Annotated in this window: 14 protein-coding genes and 1 pseudogene; 1 reads left to right on the top strand and 14 read right to left on the bottom strand. The window is 69.2% G+C overall.

What is annotated here, in order from left to right; all coding sequences use genetic code 11:
* Window positions 1-58: 58 nt before the first annotated feature.
* The 12 genes and pseudogenes from araA to G5T42_RS09150 all read right to left on the bottom strand — a co-directional run bounded on the left by araA (window position 59) and on the right by G5T42_RS09150 (window position 16,861).
* Window positions 59-1,570: an L-arabinose isomerase gene (gene araA, locus G5T42_RS09205; protein ID WP_165127904.1), complete on the bottom strand. Its 1,512-nt coding sequence runs from the start codon at window positions 1,568-1,570 to the stop codon at window positions 59-61.
* Window positions 1,571-1,610: 40 nt separating this feature from the next.
* Window positions 1,611-3,237: pseudogene (locus G5T42_RS09200) on the bottom strand (FGGY-family carbohydrate kinase).
* Entirely contained in the window at window positions 3,234-3,935 is a 702-nt protein-coding gene (locus G5T42_RS09195; protein ID WP_165127902.1) for an L-ribulose-5-phosphate 4-epimerase, read from the bottom strand. Before G5T42_RS09195 ends, G5T42_RS09200 begins: the two are co-directional and overlap by 4 nt.
* Complete coding sequence (locus G5T42_RS09190; protein WP_206535606.1) at window positions 3,935-5,002, bottom strand: sugar ABC transporter permease; 1,068 nt, start codon at window positions 5,000-5,002, stop codon at window positions 3,935-3,937. Before G5T42_RS09190 ends, G5T42_RS09195 begins: the two co-directional genes overlap by 1 nt.
* Window positions 4,999-6,087 carry an ABC transporter permease gene (locus G5T42_RS09185; RefSeq protein WP_165127900.1) on the bottom strand — a complete coding sequence of 363 codons (1,089 nt, stop codon included), beginning with the start codon at window positions 6,085-6,087 and terminating at the stop codon, window positions 4,999-5,001. The genes G5T42_RS09190 and G5T42_RS09185 overlap by 4 nt, the downstream gene beginning before the upstream one ends.
* Entirely contained in the window at window positions 6,084-7,685 is a 1,602-nt protein-coding gene (locus tag G5T42_RS09180) for a sugar ABC transporter ATP-binding protein (protein WP_165127898.1), read from the bottom strand. Before G5T42_RS09180 ends, G5T42_RS09185 begins: the two co-directional genes overlap by 4 nt.
* Window positions 7,686-7,807: 122 nt before the next feature.
* Window positions 7,808-8,821: a substrate-binding domain-containing protein gene (locus tag G5T42_RS09175; protein ID WP_165127896.1), complete on the bottom strand. Its 1,014-nt coding sequence runs from the start codon at window positions 8,819-8,821 to the stop codon at window positions 7,808-7,810.
* Window positions 8,822-9,077: 256 nt separating this feature from the next.
* Window positions 9,078-10,100 carry a LacI family DNA-binding transcriptional regulator gene (locus tag G5T42_RS09170; RefSeq protein WP_165127894.1) on the bottom strand — a complete coding sequence of 341 codons (1,023 nt, stop codon included), beginning with the start codon at window positions 10,098-10,100 and terminating at the stop codon, window positions 9,078-9,080.
* On the bottom strand, window positions 10,085-10,540 hold the full coding sequence (locus tag G5T42_RS09165) for an LPXTG cell wall anchor domain-containing protein (RefSeq protein WP_165127892.1): 456 nt from the start codon (window positions 10,538-10,540) through the stop codon (window positions 10,085-10,087). The genes G5T42_RS09170 and G5T42_RS09165 overlap by 16 nt, the downstream gene beginning before the upstream one ends.
* The gene (locus G5T42_RS09160; protein WP_165127890.1) at window positions 10,537-11,604 is read right to left on the bottom strand and encodes a DUF916 domain-containing protein; all 1,068 of its coding nucleotides are present in this window, start codon (window positions 11,602-11,604) and stop codon (window positions 10,537-10,539) included. Before G5T42_RS09160 ends, G5T42_RS09165 begins: the two co-directional genes overlap by 4 nt.
* Window positions 11,605-11,681: 77 nt before the next feature.
* Window positions 11,682-12,308, bottom strand: coding sequence for a hypothetical protein (locus tag G5T42_RS09155; protein ID WP_165127888.1), 627 nt, complete (start codon window positions 12,306-12,308; stop codon window positions 11,682-11,684).
* A gap of 332 nt (window positions 12,309-12,640) precedes the next feature.
* The gene (locus G5T42_RS09150) at window positions 12,641-16,861 is read right to left on the bottom strand and encodes a beta-L-arabinofuranosidase domain-containing protein (RefSeq protein WP_165127886.1); all 4,221 of its coding nucleotides are present in this window, start codon (window positions 16,859-16,861) and stop codon (window positions 12,641-12,643) included.
* 183 nt (window positions 16,862-17,044) lie between these two features.
* Here G5T42_RS09150 and G5T42_RS09145 point away from each other — a divergent pair, with 183 nt between their 5' ends.
* Window positions 17,045-19,741: a LamG-like jellyroll fold domain-containing protein gene (locus tag G5T42_RS09145; protein WP_165127884.1), complete on the top strand. Its 2,697-nt coding sequence runs from the start codon at window positions 17,045-17,047 to the stop codon at window positions 19,739-19,741.
* Window positions 19,742-19,988: 247 nt separating this feature from the next.
* On the opposite strand, the gene G5T42_RS09140 is transcribed toward G5T42_RS09145, so the two are convergent.
* Together G5T42_RS09140 and G5T42_RS09135 are read right to left on the bottom strand one after the other, a co-directional pair.
* The gene (locus G5T42_RS09140; RefSeq protein WP_165127882.1) at window positions 19,989-22,949 is read right to left on the bottom strand and encodes an immunoglobulin-like domain-containing protein; all 2,961 of its coding nucleotides are present in this window, start codon (window positions 22,947-22,949) and stop codon (window positions 19,989-19,991) included.
* 118 nt (window positions 22,950-23,067) lie between these two features.
* Window positions 23,068-26,559, bottom strand: a complete 3,492-nt coding sequence (locus G5T42_RS09135; RefSeq protein WP_165127880.1) for a family 43 glycosylhydrolase — start codon at window positions 26,557-26,559, stop codon at window positions 23,068-23,070.
* Window positions 26,560-26,780 lie beyond the last annotated feature (221 nt).

Below are 26,780 nucleotides of genomic sequence, written 5' to 3'. Positions count from 1 at the left end.
CTTCCTCTGGGTGGTTGATTCGGGCGCGGTCGACGGGCCGGCGGTGCCGGCCCTGCGCTCAGAGCCCCTGGGCGAGTCGGTAGTACGCCTGGTTCCAGCGCAGTTCGCGCTGGAAGTCGCGGACCGTGGTGCTGTCGTCGATGACGATGAGCTCGGTCCCCGCGATCTCGGCGAAGTCGCGGAACACCTCGATGCCGACCTGGGTCGTCATGACGGTGTGGTGCGCGGCGCCGGCGGCGAGCCAGCACGCCGCCGACGTCGCGAAGTCCGGCGCGGGCTTCCACACCGCGCGGCCGACCGGCAGGTTCGGCAGGTCGGGCGCAGCGACGTTCTCGACGACGTTGGCGACGAGGCGGAAGCGGTCGCGCATGTCGCTCATCGCGACCACGACGGCAGGACCGGGGTCGGCGGTGAAGACGAGGCGGACCGGGTCGTCCTTGCCGCCGATGCCCAACGGGTGGATCTCGAGTCGCGCCTTCTGCGACGACAGGGACGGGGCGACCTCGAGCATGTGGGCGCCGAGGATCTTCTCGTCGCCCGCGACGAGGTCGTACGTGTAGTCCTCCATGAGCGATGCGCCGCCCGGGAGGCCGGAGCCCATGACGTTCGCGACGCGCACGAGGATCGCGGTCTTCCAGTCGCCCTCGGCGCCGAAGCCGTAGCCCTCGGCCATGAGGCGCTGCACCGCGAGACCGGGCAGCTGCTTCAGCGCGCCGAGGTCCTCGAACGAGGTAGTGAAGGCGCCGAACCCGCCCTCCTCGAGGAACGAGCGCAGCCCGACCTCGATCGCGGCGCCGTCCCGCAGCGACTGATGACGGTCGCCGCCCGGGAGGAGCTCCTCGACCACGTCGTACTCGTCGAGGTAGATCTGCACGAGGGCGTCGATCTCGGCATCCGTCGCCTGAGCGACACGCTCGGCCAGCTCGTTGACGCCCCACGTGTTCACCTGCACGCCGAACCGCAGCTCGGCCTCCGTCTTGTCGCCCTCGGTGACCGCGACGTAGCGCATGTTGTCACCGAAACGGGCGAGCTTCAGGGTGCGCGACGCGGCCCAGCCCGCCGACGCCCGCTGCCAGTCGTCGACCTGCTGACGGACCGCCGGGTTCGACACGTGCCCGACCACCGTCTTGCGCGCGACGCCGAGACGGGTCTGGATGTAGCCGAACTCCCGGTCGCCGTGGGCGGCCTGGTTCAGGTTCATGAAGTCGAAGTCGATGTCGGCCCACGGCAGCTCGACGTTCGCCTGCGTGTGCAGGTGCAGCAGCGGCTTCTGCAGCGCGTCGAGCCCCGCGATCCACATCTTCGCCGGGCTGAACGTGTGCATCCACGCGATCACGCCGATGACGTCGTCGCGCGCGTTGACGTCCAGGGCGAGCCGACGGATCGAATCGGAGTCCTTCAGCACCGGCTTCCACACGACCTTGACCGGAAGTCCCGCGAGCCCCTCGGCGACCGCCTGCGACTGCTCGGCGACCTGCGCGAGCGTCTCCTCTCCGTAGAGGTCCTGGCTGCCGGTGACGAACCAGATCTCGTAGCCGTCGAGCGACGTGGAAAGCGGGGTGCGGGTCATGGGATTCCTTTTTGGGGTTCTATCTGGGACGGGTGTCAGGTCAGAGCTTCGCCACGGCGGTCGCCTCGACGGCGAGCCCGTCGCGGTAGCGCGCCAGGTACGCCGCGAACCCGGGGACGTCCTCCGGGTCGGGTTCGATGACATCGATGGATGCCTCGGCGAAGACGTGCTCGCGGAGGTACGCGCCGAGATCGAGACCGGCGGACTTCGAGAGGTAGGCGGCGAGGACGGCGATCCCCCACGCCCCGCCCTCCGAGGCCGTCTCGCCGACGGCGACAGGTGCGCCGAGCGCACCGGCGAGGAAGCGCTGCGCGACCCCGGCCGTGCGGAAGACGCCGCCGTGCGCGAACATCCTGTCGAGCGCCACGCCCTCCCCCCTCGAGCACGCGCATGCCGAGGGCGAGCGTGCCGAACACGCCGTAGAGCTGGGCCCGCATGAAGTTCGCGAGCGTGAAGCGGCTCTCGGGCGTGCGGACGAACAGCGGCCGGCCCTCCGAGAGCTCAGCGATGGGCTCGCCGGCGAGATGGTTGTAGGCCAGCAGGCCGCCGGCGTCGGGGTCGCCGTCGAGCGCCTCCCGGAAGAGGACCGCGAAGATCTCGTCTGTGTCGAGCTCGCCGCCGGCCACCGCGGCGAAGCGCTGGAACAGGCCGACCCACGAGGCGAGCTCGCTGGCACCGTTGTTGCAGTGCACCATCGCCACCGGGTCGCCGGCAGGGGTCGTGACGACGTCGAGCTCATGGTGGACGCGGCTGAGCGGACGCTCCAGCACGACCATCGCGAAGATGCTCGTGCCTGCACTCACGTTGCCGGTGCGCGGGGCGACGGACTCGGTCGCCACCATGCCGGTGCCCGCATCGCCTTCCGGCGGGCAGAGCGCGGCGCCGGGGCGGAGCGCGCCGCTCGGGTCGAGGAGCGCGGCACCCGCGTCGGTCAGGCTGCCGGCGTCCTGGCCCGCGAGGAGCACCTCGGGAAGGAGCTCGGCGACGTGCAGGCCGTACGCCCGCTCCGAGACGAGGCGGTCGAACTTCTCGATCATCGCCGTGTCGTAGCCGCGGGTCGCGGGGTCGATCGGGAACATGCCGGACGCATCGCCGACGCCGAGCACCTTGCGCCCGGTGAGCTGCCAGTGCACGTATCCGGCGAGGGTCGTGAAGAAGTGAACCTTCCCGATGTGCGGCTCCTCATCGAGCACCGCTTGGTAGAGGTGGGCGATCGACCACCGCAGGGGGATGTTGACGCCGAAGAGCTCGGACAGCACGACGGCCGACCGCTCGGTGTTCGTGTTGCGCCACGTGCGGAAGGGGACGAGAAGCTCCCCCTCCTCGTCGAACGCGAGGTAGCCGTGCATCATGGCCGAGACGCCGATCGCGCCGATCGTCTCGAGCGGCGTGCCGTAGCGGGACTGCACCTCAGCGGCGAGGCCGGCGTAGGCATCCTGCACGCCCGCCCAGACCGATTCGAGGGAGTAGGTCCAGCTGCGGCCGACGAACTCGTTCTCCCACTCGTGGCTTCCCACGGCGAGCACGTGCGACGGGTTGTCGGCGTCGACGAGGCAGGCCTTGATGCGGGTCGAGCCGAACTCGATGCCGAGGGCGGTGCGGCCCTCGCGGATGGCCGCGGACGCGGCATCCCGCGGATCCGCTCCCGAGTCCTGTCGAACGATCATCGGCGCGCGTCCCCCGACTGCCCGTAGACGTTCTGGTAGCGGTCGAACAGCTTGTCGATCGCCTCCTGCGGGATGGGGATGAGCGGCCCGGCCTCGCGCGCGAGGTGCACGGTGCGCGCGACGTCCTCGACCATCACGGCGGCCTTCACGGCATCCTTCGCGTCGACCCCGATCGTGAAGGGGCCGTGGTTCTGCATCAGCACCGCCCGCGAGCGGTGACCCGTGAGCGTCTCGACGATGCCGCGGCCGATCGAGTCGTCGCCGATGATCGCGAACGGCCCGATCGGGATGGGTCCGCCGAACTCGTCCGCCATCGCCGTGATGACGCAGGGGATCTCCTCGCCCCGCGCAGCCCACGCCACGGCGTAGGTGGAGTGCGTGTGGACGACTCCCCCGACGTGCTCCATGTGGCGGTACACGTAGGCGTGCGCCGCCGTGTCGCTCGAGGGGCTCCGCTCACTGCCGGGAGTGCCCGGGATGACGTTTCCGTCGAGGTCGCACAGGATCATGTTGTCCGGGCGCAGATCGTCGTACGAGACGCCGGAGGGCTTGATGACGAACAGATCGGCCCCCGGAACACGACCCGACACGTTTCCGCCCGTCCAGACGATGAGCCTGTAGCGCACCAGCTCGGCGTGCAGCGATGCGACCTCTTCGCGAACCCTCTGGATCGCGGCGTCCAGTTGATCGTTCGCCATCAGCTCGCCCGTCGCCGGGTCAGCGCGCGCTGGAGGAGGACGAAGACGAGCAGCACCGCACCGGTGATGATCGTGAGGTACTCGGGGTTGATCGTGCCGTCCTTGGTGATGATGAGGCGCAGCGCCGCGATGACGAAGACGCCGACGATCGATCCGAGGATGTAGCCGTAGCCACCGGTGAGCAGCGTGCCGCCGATCACCACCGCGGCGATGGCGTCCAGCTCCCAGCCGATTCCCGTCACGTTCTGCGCCTTGCCGCCGACCTCCGCGGTGTAGACGATCGCGGCGAGGCCGGCGAGGGCACCGGAGACGACGTAGATCCAGATACGGGTGCGGCTGACGGGCAGGCCCATGAGCTGGGCGGACGACTCGTTGCCGCCGATCGCGTAGACGGTCCGGCCCATGCGCGTCCGGTGCATGAAGTACATGCCGCCGAGCACGACGAGCACCGCGATGAGGAGCCCCGGCGTGATCGTGAAGTCGTTGACCTTCGGACCGTCGATGATCTTCCAGTCCGTCGCGAGCAGGAGGATCGGCGAATCGTCGGCCGCCACGACCGGAGTCGTGGAGAGGATCGACGCCAGACCGCGCGCGAGGAACATCATGGCGAGCGTCGCGATGAAGGGCTGCACGTTGAAGTACTGGATCATGACGCCCGAGATGAGGCCGAACGTCGCGCCGAACAGGATCATCAGCAGCATCGACAGCCAGCCGTTGACGCCGATGTTCATCAGCATCACGCCCGCCACCGAGCTGAAGGCCACCACGGCGCCGACGGAGAGGTCGATGCCGCCCGACACGATCACGATCGTCATTCCGACCGCGAGGATGATCGTCGGCGCGAAGCTCACGAGGAGGCTCGACATGGTGCCGGCGTGGAACACGCGGCCGTACGCGATCTCGGCGTAGATGAGCATGCCGAACAGCAGCACGAGGGCGGCGAGCGTGGGGATCAGCGTCTGGCTGCGCTCCCACAGGCCCGAGAAGCGGGCCGTCTGCTTCGGCTGCTTCGTCTCCGGGAGATCGGCTACGGGCGGGACGGACTCGGCAAGAGTGCGCGCGCTCATGCGACGACCTCCTTCTCCTTGACAGGGGCGCTCTGGTCGGCGACCGGCGCCACCGGCGCGGCGGGCGTTCCGCCGGATCTCGCGCGCCCGAAGGCGAACGACCGGACCCGCTCGGACTGGAGCAGCACCAGGACGATGATGACGAGCGCCTTGAACGCGGGCGTTGCCGCGGCGGGGATGCCGAGGAACAGCACGGTCTTGTTCAGGGTCGCGATGAGGAGGGCCCCGATGGTCGAGCCCAGGATCGAGAACTTTCCGCCGGCGAGGGATGTCCCGCCGATGACGACGGCGAGGATCGCGTCGAGCTCCATGAGGTTTCCAGTGCCCGACACGCTCACCGTCATGACCTCGGAGACGCTGAAGAGGCCGCCCACGGCGGCGAGAGCCGCCGACAGGATGTACACGCCGAAGAGGATCGGACGAGGACGGATGCCGGCCAGCCGGCTCGCGTGCGGGTTGATGCCGATCGACTCGATCATGAGGCCGAGCGCCGTGCGGCGCATGAAGAGGGCGATGATGACGACGATCGCGATCGCGATCACGAAGCTCGTCGGCAGGCCGAGGATCTGACCGTTCGCCAGCTGCCGGAACGGCTCGTTCGTGGCGTTGGTGTTCTGCCCGTCGGTGATCACGCGGGCGATGCCCCGCGCCGCCATCATCATGATGAGCGTGCTGATGAAGGGCTGCAGCCCCACCACCGCGACGAGCAGGCCGTTGATCGCGCCGAGCACGATCGCCAGCGCCAGCGCCAGCCCGATCGCCGTGAGCATGGCGCCCACCGAGGTCGGGTCGTTCACGGTCGAGAGCGTCTGCATCGCCACCGCGCCGCCGACGGCCATCATCGAGCCGACCGAGAGGTCGATGCCCTCGGTCGCGATGACGAACGTCATGCCCAGCGCGATCATGATGATCGGCGCCGATACGCGCAGGATGTCGAGCACGTTGCCCGTCAGCTGGCCCGTCGTGGGGTTGATGCTGAGCGCGAGGTAGGCGGGGTTCTTGAGGGTGTTGATCAGCAGCAGCACCGCGATGCCCACGATGGCCCAGAACCACGGGGTCCTGAGCGCGGTCTTGACGCGACTCATGACGCGTTCCCTTCGTTTGCGGCGTCGCCCTCGGCGACCTCCTCGGCGAGGACGTCGGCCTGGGCCTCCGCCTCCGCCCCTGATTCGGTGGCGATGACCGAGACGATGCTCTCCGCGGTCACCTCCGGGCCGTTCACGACCTCGCCGACCTTCTGGTGGTCCTTGAGGATCACGATCCGCTCCGAGAGGCGCACGACCTCTTCGAGCTCGGACGAGATGAAGACGACGCCCATCCCGCCTTCGGCGAGCTCGGCGACGGTCTCCTGGATGTCGGCCTTCGCGCCGACGTCGATGCCGCGGGTGGGCTCGTCCAGCAACAGCAGGTCGGGGTTCGTCGCGAGCCACCGGCCGAGCAGCACCTTCTGCTGGTTACCGCCGGAGAGCAGGCGGATCGGACGGTTCGGGTCGTTGGGGCGCACGCTGAAGCGCTCCATGTAGGTGTTCACAAGCTGGTCGACCTCGCGCGCAGGCACCCGGCGGAACCACCCCTTGCGAGCCTGGACGGCCAGCATGATGTTCTCGCGGATGCTCAGGTCGCCGACGATGCCGTCTTCGCGGCGGTTCTCGGTCGAGTAGGCGATGCCGTGGGCGAGCCCGGTCACGGGCGAGTTGAGTGCGACCTTCTTGCCGCGCACCCGCACGGTGCCCGAGTCGGCCTTGTCGGCGCCCGCGATGAGACGTGCGAGCTCCGTCCGGCCCGCGCCCAGCAGACCCGCGAAGCCGACGACCTCGCCGCCGTGCACCTCGACGTCGGTGGGCTCGATCGATCCCTTGCGGCCCAGGCCCTCTGCGGCGAAGACGGGCGTCTGCGAGCGGTCGCGCGCCTCGGTCTGCCGGTTGGAGCCCAGCGCGCGGAGCGATTCGAAGTCCTTGCCGATCATCTTGGAGATGAGCTCGGTGCGGTCGAGATCGCGCGTGAGGTACTCGCCGACGAAGCGTCCGTTGCGGAGGACCGTGATGCGATCGCTGATCGCATAGACCTGATCGAGGAAGTGGGAGACGAACAGGATGGCGACACCCTGGTCGCGCAGGCGCCGGATGACGCCGAAGAGCACCTCGACCTCGTTCGCGTCCAGGCTCGAGGTCGGCTCGTCGAGGATGAGCACCTTCGAGTCGGTGACCATGGCGCGGCTGATGGCGACGAGCTGCTGCATCGCGATGGAGATGGAGGAGAGCGGGGCGCGCGGGTCGAGGTCGCCCAGACCCATGCGCGCGAGGGCCTCACGGGCCAGGGCATGCGTCTTGCGCCAGTTGACGCCGGTGAGACCGCGCACCTCGTGGCCGAGCATGACGTTCTCGCCGATGCTCAGGTTCGTGCACAGGTTGACCTCCTGGTACACGGTGGAGATCCCCGCGGCCTGAGCGGAGGCCGTGCCGGAGAAGCTGCGCACCGCGCCGTTCACGACGATCTCGCCGGAGTCGATCTGGTAGACGCCGGTCAGCGCCTTGATGAGCGTCGACTTGCCGGCGCCGTTCTCCCCCATGAGGGTGTGGACCTCGCCGGGGAGGAGGCGGAAGCTGACCTCGTCGAGCGCCTTGACGCCCGGGAAGGTGATGGACGCGCCGCGGACCTCGACGATGGCGATCGGTTCAATCATCGCTGGGTGACTCCTTGTTGCTGACTGCGTGGATTCGGGCGGGAGAAAGGGAACGAGCGGGGGCCGCCGAGAACGGCCACCCCCGCTCGCACTGATCTTCCTCTTACCGACGCTCGGTCGGGTCAGAAGCCCTTGCCCGCGTCGATCGCGGCCTGACCGGCCTCCGCGGAGTCGAACGTCTCGCCGGGGACGACGATGGTCTTCTCCACGCTGTCACCCGCGAGGGCCTTGTTCACGGCGTCGACGGCGAGGTCGCCGAAGAACGGGTTGTACTGGGCGACGAAGCTGAGGTCGCCCTTGGCGAGCGCCTCGAGCGCCGGCGTGGTGCCGTCGATCGTCGCGATCTTGACGTCCGTGCCGGGGACGAGGCCGGCGGCGGTCACGGCCGCAGCGGCGCCGATGCCCATCTCGTCGTTCTGGGCGAAGATGAACTGGAGGTCGGGGTGCTCCTTGAGGACGGTCTCGATGACCGACTTGCCCTCGTCAGCGGTCCAGTTGGCCGTCTGCGCGCCGATCTTGTTCCAGCCGTCCTTGCCCTCGATGGCGGCGTCGAAGCCCTCGTTGCGCTCGTTGACGACCGACAGGCCGGGAACGCCCTCGAGCGTGTAGTAGTTCGCACCCTCGGGGAAGGTCTCGGTGGCCCACTCGCCCACCGAGCCGGCGACCTTGACGTTGTCCGGGGCGATGCGCGTGACGTACAGGTCGTCGCTCGCGTCGACACCGCGGTCGAGCAGGATGACGGGGATCTCGGCCTCCTGAGCGAGCTTGAGCGAGTCCTCCCAGCCGGATGCCTCGGTCGCGGTGAGGAGGATCACGTCGACCTCGTCGTTGACGAACGTCGAGAAGGCGTCGAGCTGCGACTTCTGGTCGGTCGGGCTCGCGGCGGGCGCGTACTTGAGGTCGAAGCCGGCGTCCTTGGTGAACGCATCCTTGATGGCCTGCTCGTTGGCGTTGCGCCAACCGCCCTCGGGACCGACGGCGACGAAGCCGACGGTGGTGAGGTCGCCGCTGCCGCTGTCGCCGCTGTCGGCGTTGTCGCCGTCGCCGGAACCGCCCGAGCAGCCGGCCAGGCCGAGCGCGAGGACGCCCGCCCCGATGAAGCCGAGCACGCCCAGCATGCGCTTCTTGTGTGCCATGTGATCTCCTCCTTGAGACTCTCCGACGCGCTTCGTCGAAGAGAAGTGTGTGCCCCGGGCGGGACACCCTCGGGTGTTGTGTGACTCATTGTGCGCGCTAACAATGTCCGCGCGCAACTCGAATCGCGATATTCGTTATTTTCTCGTTACCGCGAACAACCCAGCGCCCGCGCGGAAGTGCGCTCCGCGGCCCCACCTGCGGCCGACGGAGCGCAGCGGACGTGGTGAGTGTGCCTCGGCCGACGCCTCGCCGAGGTCAGGAGCCCGGCGCGGCCGTCGAGCCGCGGACGATCAGCCGGGGCTCGATGACGTCGTGCTGGAAGCCGTCCTCTTCGCCGTCGATCGCGTCGATGATGAGCTTGAGGGCCAGCTCGCCGAGGGCGGCGAAGTCCTGTCTCACCGTCGTCAGGGGCGGCAGGAAGTGCCGCGCATCGGGGAGGTCGTCGAAGCCCACGACACTGATGTCGTCGGGCACGCGGATCCCCCGCTGGCAGAGCCCGTGCACGAGCCCGAGAGCCATCTGGTCGTTCGCGGCGAAGACCGCCGTGACGCCGCCGAAGTCGTAGGTCGAGCCGAACTCGTAGCCGTAGTCCGATGTCCAGTCCCCCGCGACGGGCGGGACGATCGGCAGGCCCGCATCCGCGAGGGCGTCGCGCCAGCCCTCCTGGCGCTCCCGGGCGTCGTACCAATCGAGCGGACCTGCGACATGGAGGATCCGCTGATGGCCGAGCTCGATGAGGTGCGAGACCGCGAGGGTGGCTCCCGCTCGCTGATCGACGGCGACGGTGTGCCACGCGGCATCCGGCTCCGCTTTGATGACGATCGTCGGAAGCCCGGTGGTCTGCTTGCGCAGCAGGTCGAGCGACGATGCGCGCGGGGCGATGACGCAGAGCGCGTCGACGCCCTGCGTCACGAGCTCGACGACGCCGGTGTCGATCTGCGACTCCTCCTCCTCCGAGATCGAGAAGGCGCTGATGGCGTAGCCGACATCGCGGGCCGCGCTCTCCAGCGCGCGCAGCGTGCTGTTGGGGCCGTACTGGACAGGCCCGTCGACGAGCACGCCGATGCGCATGGCGCGCCGCGTCGCGAGGGCACGCGCGATCGAGCTGCGCGTGTAGTTCATGTCGTCGATCGCGCGCAGGACGCGCTCGCGCGTCGACTCGCGGATGTTGGGATGACCATTGAGCACGCGCGAGACGGTCATGTGCGAGACGCCCGCCTGGCGTGCGACGTCGTAGATGCTGGGCCGCTGCCAGCCTCGCGTCACGTCCTCCGACACTGCGGATCTCCTTGCTCGCCGTCTGGCCCGGCGCCCTCTTGGAACGCCGGCGATCCGTCGACCCGAGCGCGAAGCCCGGCCTCCGACGATCGCCCACGGCGTCCGCTGACCACATCGTAGGGGGTTGATCGCTCCCAGAAACGCCACCCCGCACCGGCGGGACGCAGGCGATGCCGCAGCGCCAGGAGCAGGCCGGCCGCGACCAGGGCCACCGCTCCCCACAGCACCATGGCCGGGAAGGCGCCGCCGGTCGCGGGAAGATCGCCATCCCCCGCGCACGCGCCGACGCACGCCTGCAGGGGAGTGATGACGACGGAGATCTGGATGCCGTCGCTGCTGACGTCCTGCTCGGCGGCGAGCGCCGCCCCGACCGGATAGAGGGCGAGGATCGCGGCGGCCGCCGTCATCGCGAGGCCGGCGATCCGGACCCGCCGGCTCACGGGGTGACCACCGGCGCCTCAGCCGCCTTGCGGCCCTCCTCGCGCGCATCGGCGAGGAGGCTCTCGAGCCTGCGCCGGGAGCGGATGCGGTTCCAGAGGATCGCGAGGACGATGAGGACGATGCCCGCCAGGATGATGAGCTGCGGCCACGGGATCGCCCATGCCACGGTGCCCTCCTGGACGGGTGCGAGAGTGTCGGTGCTGCCGTCCATGGTCAGCACGGTCGCATCGAGAGTGACCGTCGTCGGGACGACGAAGAGGGGCCACACGCCGTCGACGACGACGGTGAGGGTGCGGACGTCGCCAGGGAGAAGCTCCTGCTGGGACTCCCCCTCCGCCGGGAACGCGACCTTCTGGCCGCCTGCCTCGACGGTGCCCTGTGCGAGCAGCCGGGTGTTGCCGTCGTTCGAGACGTCGAACGTGACGTTGAGCTCGCCGGGCTTCAGCGGGTTCCACGAGGTCTCGTAGTCCGGTGAGATCGTGCCGATCGATGCGGCGGGCGTGATCTCGCCCTTGACGCGCGTGAGCACCCGGAAGCCGACGCGGCTCTCGACGCCGAGACTCGTGCCGTCCTCGGCGGACTGCACGGAGAGGACGGATGCCGTGATCCCGGCGGCGTGATCGCCGGGCTCGGCGCGCTCCGGCACCGTCACGGAGTAGGGGATGACGGCGGTTTCGCCGGCCGGAACCGTCACGGTCTCGGGGATGGCGATCCAGGTGCCCGAATCCTTCGACTCCTTGTCGGCCGCGAGGATGTCGAAGCGGCCGGTGCGGGTGTAGTAGCCGTCGGCGGCGGTGAGCTGAAAGGTCACCTCGCTGTCGCCGACGTTCCGGACGGCGAAGTAGTCGTCGACCGTCGCGCCCGGGTCGACCTCATGCTCCGCTGAGCGGCGGCCATCCGGCCCGTTCGCGTCTGCGGGCGACACGGACCAGCGCACCTCCGGCGTCGCCGGCGGGTCGTCCGCTGCGAGAGCGGGAGCGGCGGGCAGGACGAGGGCCACGGCTGCGGCGAGGACCGCCAGGGTGCGAGTCAGGGCCGACGGGCGGCGGGTGAGGTGAAGCACGGGGTTCCAAACGTTTGGGCCGGGGCCGCCGACGACGGCCCCGACCCGATTTCAACACGGATCAGATGTGATCGCGTTTACTGCTCGTCTTCCCACAGCGTGAGCGTGAGCTTCGACGTGTAGGCGCCGGGCGTCACGTTCTTCGGCGTCTTGAGCGTGAGGTCGGCCGACGCCTTCCACTCGCCGACGGTCGCGGCATCCTGCGAGTCCAGCGCGAGCGCAAGGAGCTCCTCGCCGACGACGCCGACGTTGTTCGGATCGGCCTGCGGGTCGAGGACAGTGCCCACCTCGGGACCCTCCGCAACCTCGCCGTCGCCCTCGGCGGTGAGGAGCTTCGGCGCCCAGCCGAGGTGACCCGCCGAGATCGTGGCGCCGCCGGGGCCGGTGAAGTCCGACGCCTGACCCGTGACGTACCAGAAGACGCCCGCCGGAACCTCCGCGCGGTCGTCGGTCACCGTGACCTCGGGAAGGCTCCCCTTGAACTGGCGGATCGTGTCCGTCGAGCCTTCCTCGGTCAGGGTCGTCGAGTCGGCGGCCACCGAGAACGTCAGTGCGCCGACCGGCTGAATCGGCGCGATGTCGACCTTCACGTCGACGTTGTCGTCGTCGAGGGTGTCGGCGATGGCCGCACCCGCGCCGCCGATCAGAAGCAGGCCACCGAGCGCACCGGCTGCGGTGCGGGCGATGATTCCACGCTTGTTCATTCCTATTACTCCAATTCCCGGCCGGTTTCTTCCCGGACCGAACTTGGCGAGCGACCGGACCGTCCGGCCGTCGGGTCTCGCAGGAGGCTCAGCCCAGGCTGAACGCAACCCGCTTCTGTTGAGTCGCCGTGGACGCGGAGACCGCGCCGTCGACAGATGTTGCGTCTGCGCCCTGAGCCAGCCGACGCCACGGAGCGGGCACGTCGCCACGCCGCTGGGGGCGGGTGAAGTGTGTGAGCATCATGCACCTTTGCTCTGGATCCGACAGTGGATTCGATGGGCTCTTCACGCGATGTTAGCGGGAACTGTTAGCGAGAACAACCCTCCCGTCGTCACCCGCATGTCAGACCGGCGAACGGCGCCGGGACGGTGATGGAAACCGGCTTCCCGTCGACCGTCGCGGATGCCGCGACCGACGCCTCCCCCGGCACCAGGGCCGCCAGGCGCGTCGTGAAGGCCGCCGACGTCGACTTGCCGGGCGCCAGCTCCGCGATCTGCTTCGAGCCGTACGGCGTGGTCATGGTGAGCGCGACCGGCACACCCGAGACGTTCGTCGCCGATACGGTCAGCACGGCCTTGCCTGCCACGCAGCGCGCCGACGCCTTCGCCGTCACCTGAAGCACGGGCGCGGGCTTCGCCCGCACGATCTGCACGGTGTAGGTCGCCGAGGTGGTGTGGTCCTGCGCGGTGGAGCGCAGCGTCACCACCGTGGGCTGGTCTCCCGCGGCGAGGGTGACGGTGCGGGGCTGCGTGTCGTCGATCAGCACGTCCCCGAGGTAGACGAGACCGCTCGGCGTCGCAGGATCGGCGTCGAAGGTCGCGGTCGTGGCATCGGAGGCAACGGTCGCGGTGTAGGCGTACGTGCCCTTGGCCAGCGCCGGGGTGAGCGTGCCCTCGTCGAACGAAAGGGCTGAGAGCTCGGCATCCGTCGCGTACGTGGTCTTCGATGTCGTGTAGACGCCGAACACGCCGCCGACGTAGCTCGTGCCGTTGCCCTGGAAGCGCACCGTCACGACGGGGATCTTCTTGCCGTTCTTGTCGAGCACGTAGTTGCCCGCCTGGTCGCGCTTGTAGCTGTCGCGCGCGGCGATCCCGTCGAGGACGGATGCCGGGATCTCGTCGTACTGGACGTAGAACGTGGTCGAACCGGCCGCGTTGGTCACCCGCTCGTGCTTGAGGAGCACGTCGTTGAGATACACGTCGAACGTCCTGCCGTTGTCACCGCCGTAGTACCGCACGCCGAGGTAGTTCTTCGGCAGAGTCGGGTCGACGCTCATGTCGTACTGGAAGAAGGCATCGGTCGCGATCTGTCCGTCGCGGTACCCCTCGCCGAGCCACACGCCGACTCCCGACTTGTTGAACTTGTAGTTCTTGTCGGCCTCGCTGTTGTTGTCGTCGAACGAGGTGAGCGAGTCGATCGTGGTCTCGGAGATGCGCAGTTGCTGCTTCTCCTTGAGGATCTGCGCCTGCGACTCGGGCGAGTCCGGCTGCACGAGCGTCATGTACATCGCGTATCGGGCGTTGTAGAGGCTGTAGTACGGCTCGAAGGTCAGCGCCTCCGATGTCGCATCGACGTTGTGCAGCTTGAACCGCATGGTGGTCATGCCGTTCTTGTTCACGCCGTTCGGGATGCGCTCGAGGTTCTGCTCGATGCCGGCCTTCCAGGCCTCCGCGTCGTCGACCACCACGTTGCCGTTGAGCGACTTGTCGGCTGTGCTCATCTGCACGAGGACGCCCGCCGTGTAGCTGGCGTTGACATTCGCACGGCTCAGCTCGCTGGCGAGCAGGACGGGGCCGTACTTGAAGGCGACCCAGTTGGGGTTCTCGGTGCCCGCGTCGACCCAGACCTTCGCCGGAAGCGTGTAGGTGATGACGTCACCGGCGGCGACCTCGAACGACACATAGCCCGCGGCGGAGAGTGCCGCCGCATCCTTCGCGACGCCGTTGACCGCGAGCGTCGGCGAGCCGGCCACCCATGACGGGATGCGCAGACGCACCGTCGTGCCCGCGGGGAGCGTCCCGCCGTCGAGAGCCGCGACCTGGATGGTCACCGTGTCCTGGTTGGGGATGTCGGCCGTCTGCGTGAGCCTCAGGTTCTGGACCGTCGATGAGTAGACCGACGATCGGAACTGGTTGACGTAGACGGATGACGCGTCCCGGAAGTAGAACGAGTCGCCGAGTTTCGTGAAGCTCTCGATCCCCGTGCCGTGGTCGCACCAGAACTGGTCGAACCGCGTGCCGAAGATCTTCGCGTACCCCGCCGTCTGGGGCTGGAAGTACGTCACCATGCCCGTCTCGGGATTCTGCGACGCCAGGATCGTGTTGATGTAGGTCGACTCGTAGTAGTCGGCGTACTTGACATCCTTCGTCACCTGGAACAGGGCGCGGCTGAGCTTGAGCATGTTGTACTCGTTGCAGCCTTCGACCGTGGAGTTCTCGCCGTAGCCGCTCGTCGTGCCGTTGGTCGCCACCTCGTACAGGGTCTCGGCGTCGTGGAAGTGCTCCGACTGGCTGTTGCCGCCGTTCGCATAGGTGTGATCGCGGATGACGATCTCCCAGAACTTCTCGGCCGCCGTCCGGTACATCGGCAGCGCGGCCTTCTCGGCGGACGTGAGGGTCGCGTAGAGGTCCGGGTTGTCCATGAAGACCGTGTAGCGCTTCAGCGCGCCGACGAGCTTGGGGATCGTCGTGTTGGCGTGCTTGCCGCTGAGCACGTCCTGGCCCGCGGCGAGCTGCTGGAACAGCGTGACCTCGTCGAAGTACTCGGCGGCACGCTTGTGCACGGGGTTCTTCGTGATGCTGTACAGCTCGTAGAGCGCCTCGTTCATGCCGCCGTACTCGGTCGTGAGGATCGAGGCCGGGTTGGCCTGCGTGCTCGCCCAGTTGCGCACCCACGTTCCGAAGCCCGACGCGACGGTGCGCGCCCTGGCGGCGACGTCGGAGGGAGCGTACGCGTACGCGTCGAGCAAGCCGGCGAGCACCTTGTGGAGGTTGTAGAACGGCACGAGCAGTCCGCCGCCGCCGTTCGGCAGCACGTTCAGCCCGAAGGGCGCGACGTAGCCGGCGTTGGCCGGGTTGGCCGCGGCGAAGGCGTCCTGGCTGCGCTTGAGTCCGTCGACGGCCGCGGTGAGCTTCGCGAGCAGCTGCGCCTTGGTCGAGGCATCCGTCTCCGTCGCATAGGACTGCGAGAGCGCAGAGATGTAGTGGCCGAAGAAGTGGCCCTGGAATCGGGTGCCCGTGGGGCGCTCCCACCCGCCGTAGGGGGCCGCCGTCGTCGGCAGGCCTGCATTGACGTAGAAGGAGTAGAGGAACTTCTCGGGGTCGAGCGCGAGAAGGTACTCGACCGTCTTGGCGTGGCCGTTCTCGAGGTAGTCGTCCTCGATCGCGACGTTGCCGAGCCCCGCCTCCTCGAGGTACACCGAGGGGGTCGTCGAGCCGACCGCCGGGACGACGACCTGGAAGGTCTTCGTGACCGGGGCGCTGCCGCCGTAGGTCGCGCTCGCGGTCAGGGTCACGGTGAACGACGAGGTGACCGGTCGCGTGACGTGCGCCTCGCCGCCGTTCATCGAGATGACGCCCGAGTTCGACGATGCCCAGCTGATCGCCGTTCCCTTGGCGCCGACCGTCGGCAGGGCGAAGTCGGCATCCGCTGTCGGCTGCACCGAGAGCGAGTCGAGGTCGGACTGGGCGACGGTGGCGGGGTCGAACGCCGGGTTGTTCTGCTGCGTCAGGGACACGACATCCTGGATCGTCGCCACGCCGTTGTAGAGCGTGTAGTCGTCCATCAGGCCGTTCGCGTGAGCACCGTTATAGGTCGGGCCGTTGTAGCCGAGGGTCTTCACCGAGGTGCTCTCGGACCCCAGCACTCCGGTCGTGGTGCCCGAGGCGGCGTACTTGACGGTCGAGACCTGACGGACGCCGTTGCGGTAAAAGGCCACGGCCTTCGTGGCCCTGTCGTAGGTCGCGACGACGTGGGTCCACTGACCGGTCGGGAAGAAGTCTGCGCGCGGCGCGTCGACCGCGACCTTGTAGGGCTGACTGGGCGACGGGCCGATCGACAGCACGAGCGGCGACGTCGCGCTCTCGGACGTCAGGTACCAGCCGTCGGAGTTGTAGACCGTCTTGCTCCACGCGAAGACCTGCTCGCCCGACATCGCCGCGTTGGGCTTGTACCAGAACGAGACCGTCAGGTCCTGCGGCTGCAGGTTCGCGGCGGTGCCGAGGCGGATGGCGTTCGAGCCGGTGAAGTTGAAGGCGCGCCCATGGATGCCATCGCCGTACGCGGCGGTGCCCTTCTGCATCGTGACGGCCGCGGCGTTCGTGCTCGCGTCGGTGAGAGCGTCGTCGAAGCGCAGATCGAGCACCTTCGACGACTCGATCGAGAGCGGCCCCGCAGCCGTGGCCGCCGCAGGTGCGACGACGGCGAGCCCCGCCGCTGCGAGCGCTGCTGCCGTCGCGACGGCGACGGCACGCCGGAGAACCCGGATCGGGCGGCGGCGTGCGATGGATGCCTCGGCCCCCGCAGTGGGGATGTCATGGATGCTGTGCGCCATTGCTGCTCTCCTGTTAGCGGTACCAGATTGCCCGCTCCGCCATTGTTAGCGCGAACGGATACGGGCTGTCAAGGGTGGGCCGCGAGTGGGAAGCCATTGCCCTTCCCCTAACGTGAGCGCTAACATCCTCACGCGGCGCATGATCTCGTGCGGCGCCCCTCCCCGAACAGCAAAGGAGCTGGAGTGGCACACACGCACACGTCGTCGCCGCCGGCGAAGCATCCGTCCCGGCGCACGCTGCGCTCTCTCGTCGCGACGGCGGCAGGCGCGGCCCTCACGGTGACCGCCCTCGTCCCACTGGCGGCGTCGACCGCCTCCGCCGACTCGACCGTCCCCAGGGCGGGACTCCTCGCGGAGTACCTCTTCGACGAGACGAGCGGTTCGACGGTTCCGAACACCGCAGCGAGCACCGTCGGTCCCGCGACGGTCGTCAACGGCACCGACAGCCTCTGGACCGGGTCATCCCTCGTCTTCACCGGCGGCAGCAAGACGAGCACGACCGCCAGCTGGGTGCGCCTCCCCGACTCGCTGCTGGGAGGCAAGACGTCGGCCACCATCACGATCGAGACGAAGCTCGACGCGTCGATGAAGAACACCTTCAACTTCCTCTGGAACATCGGCAACGACACGACGACGCAGTACTACTTCACGTCGGTGCGCGACAACGCGCGCACCGCGATCACGACGTCCGGGGGCGGCGGAGAGGTCAACGCCCGCTCCGCCACCGCGCTCGCCGCCGACCGCTGGTACAGCCTGACCTCGGTGATCGGCGGCGGGCGCATCACGTTCTTCGTCGACGGTGAGCAGGTCGCGTCGGCCGCGACCACCCTCACTCCCGCGTCGATCACGAATCAGACGCTCAACGCCATCGGACGCTCGCCGTGGCCCGACCCCATGTACAAGGGTGAGGTCTCGACCTTCCGCGTGTACGACCGTGCACTCAGCGCCGCCGAGGTGAACGCCGTGTCGGACGCGGATGCCGCGCTCCACGCCGCGTCGTTCCAGCAGGCTGCGCAGACCATCGCCGACGGCGTCGCGAACGTGACGATCGACGAGGGGACGACGACGCTTCCGAACTACGGCGGACGCGTCACGTGGGCCTCGAACGATCCCCGCCTCGCCATCGGCGCGGACAAGCTGACCGTCACGGCACAGCAGCCCGCGCAGGGCCAGCCCACCATCCAGACGACGCTGACGGCGACGGCATCCGTCCGGGGGAAGACCGCGACGCGGCAGGTGCCCGTCACGGTCCAGCCGGTGCCGGCAGCCGAGACGCCGTACGGCTATGTCATGGTGCACTTCATCGAGGACTCGGCGGGCTACGCAGAGAAGATCTATCTCGACGTCTCGCGCGGCGACAACCCCGAGCACTGGGATCCGCTCAACGGCGGCAAGCCCATCCTCGCGTCGCAGCTCGGCACGACCGGGGTGCGCGACCCGTACCTCACCTACAACCCCGAGACCAAGACGTACTACATCATCGCCACCGACCTGCGGGTCTTCGGCGGCGACCAGGGCGTCAGCGGCTGCACGACCTGGTGCTACTGGAGTTCGAAGGGCAGCACGAAGCTCAACGTCTGGGAGTCCAAGGACCTCGTCTCGTGGAGCGCGCCGAAGCAGTTCGACGTCGCCCTCTCGGGCGGTGCGAAGGTCGCCGAGCTCGGGATGGCGTGGGCACCCGAGGCCACGTGGGTGCCGAACTACAACGCCGACGGCTCGGGCGCGTTCGTCCTCTACTGGTCGTCCAACGTGTACCCGGATGCCTCGCACTCCGGCTCGTCGTACTCCCGCATCCTGTGGGGCGCGACGACGGACTTCTCGCAGAGCACCTATCAGTACGGCGGCGTGTTCATCGACGCGGGCGGCAACACGATCGACACCACGATCATCCAGAACGCGGGCAAGACCTACCGCATCACGAAGGACAACTCGGCGGGCAAGGGCATCTACATGGAGTCGACGTCGGCGGCCGATTGGTGGAAGCCTGCAGCGACCTGGACCCGCCTGCAGACCGCGATCGGCGCCGTGTGGGCCGGCGGGAACGCCGGCGGCGTCGAGGGCCCGGCCGTCTTCCAGCGCCACGGCGAGAGCAAGTGGTACCTCTACGTCGACGTCATCCCGTCAACCGGCTACCGGCCCATGCAGACGACGAATCTCGACGCGGGGTGGTCGCAGCTCGTGAGCAGCAGCTTCTTCATGGCGCCCAGCACGAAGCACGGCGGCATCGTCGGCCTCACCCGCGGACAGTACGACACGATCCGCGCGGCGGACTCCGCGGCGGCGGTGACGAGCGACCTCGGCTCCGTCGAAGTGACCGAGGACGCGACGGATGCCTCGATCCGCGCCGCCCTGCCGGCGAAGGCCGCTGTCACCCTCGCCTACAACCGTGGCACGGCATCGCAGCCGGTCGACTGGAACGTGTCGACGGTGGATGCCTCGACCCCGGGCACGTACGACGTGACAGGGACCGTCCGCACGATCGGCGCCAACCTCAACCAGTGGGTGGGCGCGGGCGGCTCGACGGCGTGGAACGCGACCGACCGGACGCTCTTCAGCTCGACCGCGATCACGGTGAAGGCCAAGGTCGTCGTCACGGCGGCGCCGCTGCCGGTGACGGCCGTCGCCGGCACGCGGTGCGTCGCGGGCAAGGTCGTGCTGGCTGTCACGGTGACGAACGACGGCACGGCGGCGGTCGCGCTCGACGTCGGCACGGCGTACGGCTCGAAGTCGGTGGCGACGCTCGCGCCGGGCAAGTCGACGTCGGCCGCCTTCACGACGCGTCTGGGCTCGATTCCCGCCGGCACGGCCGATGTCACGGTCTCGGCCGGCGGCGCGACGGCGCACACGACTGCCTCGTACGCCACGGCCGCCTGCGGCTGACGCGCCGGCTCCGGCTCCGGCTCCGCCGAACGGCCCGCAGTCTTCGGACTGCGGGCCGTTCCGCGTCTCCGGTCCGCGGGTCTCCGCTCGCGGGCCCGCCGAGATCGCGCGAATCACCGGCCCGGGCCCCGGGCATCCGTCATCTGTGCGATCTCGGCCGCCCGCCCCGTCCGGAAGGGCGCAGAGGTCGTGTCCGGCGCGACGAAGGACCCGCCCGGCCGAAGCCGGACGGGCCCTCGCGCATACGTCAGTTGCAGGCCGCGGCCGCGAACGGCAGCTGCTGCTCCAGCGTGACGGTCTTGCCGTCGACGACCGCGGAGGCCTTCAACGCGACCGACCCGGCCGGAATCCCGGCGAGCCGCGTCGAGAACGTCGTCGAGACGGACTTGCCGGCCGCGACCGACCCGAGGTTCTTCGACCCGTAGGGTGACACGATCGAGATCGAGAGCGCGACGTCGTCGGCGTTCGACACGGTCACCGCCTGCACGACCTTGCCGGCGACGCAGCGAGCGACCACGGCGCCTGAGACCGCGAGCTCCGGCGCGGGTGAGCCGACCGTCACCGCGACGGTCGGGGCATCCGACCCTGCCAACACGTCGTAACCCTGGAACGAAGCGGAGAGCGACACCGCCGCGTCGAGGTCGGGCACGACGGCCTCGGCGACGTACCCGTCGCCGCTCGGCCGGACCGCGGCATCCACCGTCGACTCACCGAACCGGAACCGCACCGATCCCGCGACCGTGCCGCCGTCGGCGGCGGTGACCCACGCTGACACGACGTCGCCGGGCTCGAGGACGTCCCCGTCCGAGATCCCAGCAAGGGCCGTCGTCGTCGAGACCTTCGTGGGCGCGGCGCCCTTGGCGGACTCCCACTGGTTCAGCGTCACCGGCAGCACACTGCCGTGCCGGGACTTGGGCAGAGCACCCGTCGCCGTCCGCCACTGGGGGTTCGCGAGCGTCTCGGTGAACAGCGGCAGGTAGCCGGCGCCCGTGAAGTCGTCGACGAAGAGGTAGAAGCCCTCCGTCGATCCCGCAGGCAGGGCGGTGTCGCCCTTGTTCGCGCGGAAGATCGTCGGGCCCTCGGTCGTGCGGGTGGTGTTGCGGGCCGTCTTCGAGATGCACGTGGCATCCGTCTTCCACGCGTAGTCGCCAGGGAGCGAGAGCGCACGCAGCGCGTCGGAGCTCTCCTGCACGATGTCGACGCAGCCCGTGACCTCCTTCGTGAAGCGGTAGAAGGTGCCGTCGTCCTCGATCACGGTCGAGTCGATGCGGTCGCCGGCGTCCTGCCAGACCTTGGCCTTCGAGAACGTCTGGAAGTCGCGGGTCGTGGCGTACATGACCTTCGAGTACGTGTAGTTCGGCGTGCCGGCCTTGTCGTACGGACGCGTCGCATCGAGGAAGACCCGCGACGACCAGTAGACGACGTATTCGGCGGCCGCCTCATCCCAGTACGCCTCCGGCGCCCACGTCATCGAGGCGAACGGGCCCGACACCTTGACGTGGCGCTGGGCGCTCCAGGTCTTGAGGTCGGTCGACTCCCAGATCTCGAGGTAGGCGCTGCCGTCGTCGAGCGCAGAGTCCCACGACGTGCCGCCGCCGATCGAGAGATCGGTCGCGATGAGGAAGAAGCGGTCGCCCTCCTTCGAGCGGAGGATGAACGGGTCGCGGAGCCCGGTCGTGCCCTTCGTCGACGTGATGACCGGGTTGCCGCCGTTGAGGACGTCCCAGCTCATCGCGCTGTTCCCCTGCGACGCGGCAAGCGAGATCTTCTCCCCCGCGACCGTGTCGGCCGTGAAGTACGCGAAGACGTACCGCTCGTCCGCCGCGGGACGGGGGGATGCCGCGACCCTCACGTCGAACGCACGAGTGACCGCAGATGCACCCGCGCCGACCGTCGCGGTGAGCGTGACCGGGACGTCGGGCTGGCCCCACGCCGGCCGCGTAACGACGCCCGCAGCCTTGGCGCCGGCGGCGGCATCCGTGATCACTGCGGTGTTCGAGGACGTCCACGTGACGGGCGAGCCCGCTGCGCCGCGCGAAGGCAGCGTGACGTCACCCCGCACCACCGAAGGAACCGACAGGGCGTCGCGGTCAGCGGCGATTTCGGCCGCTGTCAGGGCGGGCACCGTCACAGCGAATGAGCGGGGGGCGGATGCCGCGACCCCGCGCGTCGTCGCCGTGGCGACGAGCGTCGCGGTCGCCGCCGGGAAGCCGGGCGCCGGCCGCGTCACGACGCCGTCGGACGTGACCACAGACGGGTTCGAGGAAGCCCACGAGATGCCGCGGAGCGTGAACAGGTCGAGGTCGCCGGTGACGGCGCCGGTGTCGCCCAGGTCGATCGACGCGAGCTTGGAGGCCGACGCGGCAGCGAGGTCGGCGGCGTGCGCCGCTCCGTCGCGGTCGGACAGAGCGACGACGTCCGAGTCGCTCAGTGCCCGGTCGTAGACGTGGAAGGCGCCGACCGAGCCCTTGAAGAGGGCGTCGGGCCACGGCGAGCGGCCGATGGTGTTGAGCGACTGCGCGATGGCGGCCGGAGTAAGGGTGGTCGTGCCCACGCCGGACCGCTGCCCATCCGTGTAGAGCGTGATGGTGTCGGCGTCCGCGTCGATGACCGCCGTCAGGCTGTGCCAGCGGTTCGCGGTCACGGCGTAGCCCGTGCCGTTGCGCTCGCCGCCGCCGGACGCCGTCGTGATCGCCGAGCGCGCGCCGCGGGCTGTGGCGAACCAGTACTGCTGGTTCGCGTCGTTTCCGATGTTCCACAGGAAGTGGTTCGTCGTGAGCATCGTGGGGTCGACCTTGACGTCCATCGAGATGGTCGCCGACGACGCGCTCTTCAGCAGGTCGTCGGGAAGCTCGACCCAGTTGCCGGTCGAGGTCTTCGCGCCACCCGTGAACCGCAACGTGCCGGGCTCCGACCGCTGGTCGGCTGCAAAGTTGCGCACGATGGCGTCGAGCGGGTCTCCCGCCGCGGCAGCGCCATCGGCCGTGTTGCGGATCGCGTCGCCCGATGTCTCGTCGAACAGGTATTGCGCGACCAGTCCGTCGGCGAGGGAGTCGGCCGCGACGGCGGGCGCGGCGATGGCCGCGGGGAGCCCTGCGCCGGCCAATGCCACGGCGGCGGCCGTCGCCAGCGCGATGCGGCGACGCGCCGCACGTCGCGGGCTGCGCTCGTGCGGGGGTGCGCCGTCCGCTTGAGTCCTCGGCGTCATGTGCTGCCTCTCCTGTTCGGAAGGGATCGGGTGATGCGGAATCCGGCCGCGATGGGCGGGCCGGAATGGCACAAAGCCGGGCGCGACGGAGTGTCTGCGCCCGGCTTCGTGGGCTTGATCAGCCGCAGTTCACCTGCGGGTAGGCGACGGTCTGGCTCGCGGTGACCGCCTTGCCTCCGACGGTCGCGGTCGCGTCGACCTTCACGGTCCCCGCGGGCATCGTGCCGAGCCGGGTCGTGAACGCGTACGAGACGCTCTTGCCGGCCGCGAGGGAGGCGGTCGCCTTCGAGCCGTACGGCGAGGTCGTCTGGAGCGCGAGCGCCACGTCGTCCGTGTTCGTGATGGTCACCGTCTGCACGACCTTCCCTGCCACGCAGCGCGCCGAGGCGGTCGCGGTGTACTCGAGGGCCGGAGCAGCCTTGACCGTGACGGTCACCGAGACGGTGCGGTTGTCGGGGGCGACCTCCTCGTCCTCCTCCATGTCGAACACGGGGAGCCCGTCGGCAGCCCAGTGCACGCGGCGCACGAACATGTCGCGCCCCGAGAGGCCGTTGTGGTCGGTGCGGGCGTGGAACACGTAGATGAGGTTGTCGTCCTCGTCGTACGACCACATGCCGTGACCCGTGCCGAGCTGCCAGGCGCCGTTGAACAGGCCCGACTTCTGGATCGGGTAGTTGAGCTTCGCCCACGCGGCCGGGTTCGTGAGGTCGACGCTCTGGCCGGCCGTGGCCGTCAGCAGGCCCGTCGTGTACGTGTCCCCCACGGTCGATCCCGAGTAGATCAGGAAGAGCTTTCCGTCGTGCGCCTGCACGTTGGGACCCTCGGCGATCGTGTTGTCCCACGCGTACTCGGGCACGCCGATGCGGACGGGAGCCGAGGTCAGCCGCGTCGGGTTCGCCGGGTCCATCTTGGCGATGAAGAGCGCGCCGACCATCTGCCACACGTAGTACGACTGACCGGAGTCCTCGAAGTACGTCATGTCGAGCGAGATGTTCTGGATGGGGTTCAGGATCGAGCCGTCGGTGCGCAGCACCTTCTGCGGCTTGGTCCAGTTCGCCGGAACCGACGGGTCGAGGTCGTCGCCCTGGGCGTCCTGCTTGAGCTGCATGATGCTCGCCCGGCCCGTCCACATGTCGGGCGCACCGTTGGTGTTGTAGCAGGGCATGAACAGGATCGAAAGCTTCCCGCCGATGACGTGGAACTCCGGCGCCCAGAAGCACCCCGTCATGGCCGCGCCGTCGGCGTCGGTGTCGCCCCGCTTCAGCAGGTCGATCTCGACGTTGCGCCCCGCGGCGATCGCGGCGTCCGAGAGGTCCTCGATGCTGTCAGCGACGCGGATCGGCATGTGCGCCGAGCCGATGTTGTTGCCAAACCGGTCGTCGGTCGCGATCATGAGGAACTTCGTCGTGCCGTTCCAGTCGAACCGGAACACCGACGGGTCGGCGCGCTCGTCGGCGAAAGGCGTCGGGTACTGCGGCTGCTTGACGGCGCCGGTCACCTGGTACGTGCCGGGCGTGGCCGTGTCGACGGCGGCGAGGGATGCGGCATCCCATGCGATCGCGCGTGTCGCGTCGGTGCCGTCGTCGTACGAGAGCTGCGCACGCTGCGGCAGATCGGCCGCGCTCAGGCTCGCGCCCTGCTCGACCTCGACGCCGGCCAGGGCTTCGACTTCGGTGTTGGCGATGCGCCCGAAGCGCACCTCGAGCGCCTCGACGACGTCGGCGGTGACCGGGACGGAATTGCCCGAGGCGTAGTTCGCGACGCCCGCGCCGGGGTTGCCGGCGGTGCTGCCGACCGCGCCGCGCAGGACCGCGCCGCGGGTCGAGACGTCGGCGAGGTCGGTGAACGTCGTGTAGTACGGGGCGCCCGCATCCGAGGTCCACGAGACGACATAGCGGCTGGAGGCCGAGTCCCACACGACGGCCGGCTCGTTGACGCCGCTCGTCACGCCGAGATTCACGAAGCCCACTTCCTGGTAGCTCAGGAGGTCGGAGCTCTTCGCGAAGAGGAGGCTCGAGGTCTGCGTGCCGTCCGAGGTACCGCCGCGCGCGGTGCGCGTCGCGACGATGCCATATCCTCCGTCGGCGAGGTAGAAGAGGTGCGGGTTGCGGAGGCTCCGGATGATGGAGTCCGACGTGCCGCTCGCAGGCGGGGCCACCGAGGTCTTGGCGAAGAAGATGCCGTAGTTCTCGTTGAGGGGCGTCCAGCCGGCGCCGTTCTCGAGCGCGAGGTGCATGCTCAGGGCGACGTCGGCATTGTTGGCCTCGCCGACCGTCGTCGCGTTGCGGCTATAGGCGAGCAGCTGCGTCGTCGTCGCGGCGGGCAGCACCCGGACCTTGAAGGCGCGGTCGGTGCTCGCCCCCGTCGCCGAGTCGGTCACGCGGACGGTGATGGTCGAGTCGACCGCCTCCGCCGAGGTGATCGAGATCTTGTCGTCGATCGAGACGACGCCGGTCGTGGCCCGGATGGCGATCGTCGTGCCTTCGGGAGCGGCGGGGAGGGCCGTGCCGGACTCGACGACGGCGGGGATGACGAAGCGCTGCGCAAGGCGCTGGATGCGCTGCTCGGCGGTCTCGGTCGAGGCGAGGACGGTCACGGTGATCGTCTTGGTCGCGATCACGCCGCGCACGGACGCCGTCGCGGTCAGCTGAACCGGGACCGACGGCTGGCCCGCTAGCGGCGCCGTGACGGTGCCGTCGGTCGCGACCACCGCGGGGTTGCTCGAGGACCACGTGACGCGGCCGCCCGAGGTCGGGAGGTCGATGTCGGTGCTCGTCTGGCTGTCGGCGAGGTTGAGGCTCGTGAGGATGGCCTGGGCCTGGGCCTGCAGCTCCGCCGCATGGGCCTGGGCATCCGAGTCCGAGACCTGGGCGATCTCCGAGGCGTTGAGCGCGCGGTCGTAGACGCGGAACGCCGAGATCGCACCCTGGAAGAGGGGGTCGGGCCACGGAGCGCGTCCGATCGCATTGAGCGACTGGTCGACCACGTCGGCGGGGGTGACGGGCATGGCGCCCTGCGCCGCGCGCTTGCCGTCGATGTAGAGGGATGCCGTGCCCGCGGCGCCGTCGACGACCGAGACGACGCTCACCCACTGGTTCGCCGTCACCCCGCAGGAGCCGGACTGCACGAGCCGCTCGACGCCGGCAGCTTTGAGCCCGACGAGGGGCGAGCGTCCCGAGCCGCAGTTCAGCGACGCGAAGAAATACTCCGTCGCGGAGGAGTCGTTGCCGATGTTCCACAGGAAGTGGAAGCCGTTGAGCATCGCCGCCGACGCCTTGACCTCGGCGACGACGGTCGCGGAGGTCTTGCCCTTGAGGATGTCGTTGGGCAGCCGTACCCAGTTGCCGGTCGACGTCTTGGCGCCGCCGCGGAGCGTCAGCTGCGAGCCCGTCCAGTCCGAGGCCTGCAGGTTCTGCACGGTCGCCGCGCCGAGGCTCGACCCCGCTGCCGTGTTCGGCACGGATGCGCCGCTCGTCTGCGTGAAGTCGTACTGCGCGACGAGGCCCTGGTCGGGCACGGCCGCCTGTGCAGCGGTGGCGCCGAGGCTCAGGATCATTGCGCCGATCGTCGTCGCGACGACTGCCGCAGTGCGCCGGGGGAACAGTCTCATTCCACTCTCCATCAAGTGTCTGAACATCGTCGGACAGGCTGTTACCGCTCACGTTAGCGGTAACTCCGGATCGTGGCTAGCGCGCGTCGCGTGATTGTTCCCGCCGGCCAGTTCACGTCGCGCTCCGTCGGGGCAAGAGGGCGCCGAAATCGCAGAGAAGACGGATGCCGCGGCATCCCGCCCGTGATTCGTGCGATCTCGCCGGGGTATCGGCGCGCTCC

Origin of the sequence: Microbacterium sp. 4R-513 (assembly GCF_011046485.1) — a bacterium.
Lineage (GTDB): Bacteria > Actinomycetota > Actinomycetes > Actinomycetales > Microbacteriaceae > Microbacterium.
Note: the sequence above shows the minus strand (reverse complement) of the source record. Positions and strands in the feature narration are given on the sequence as shown.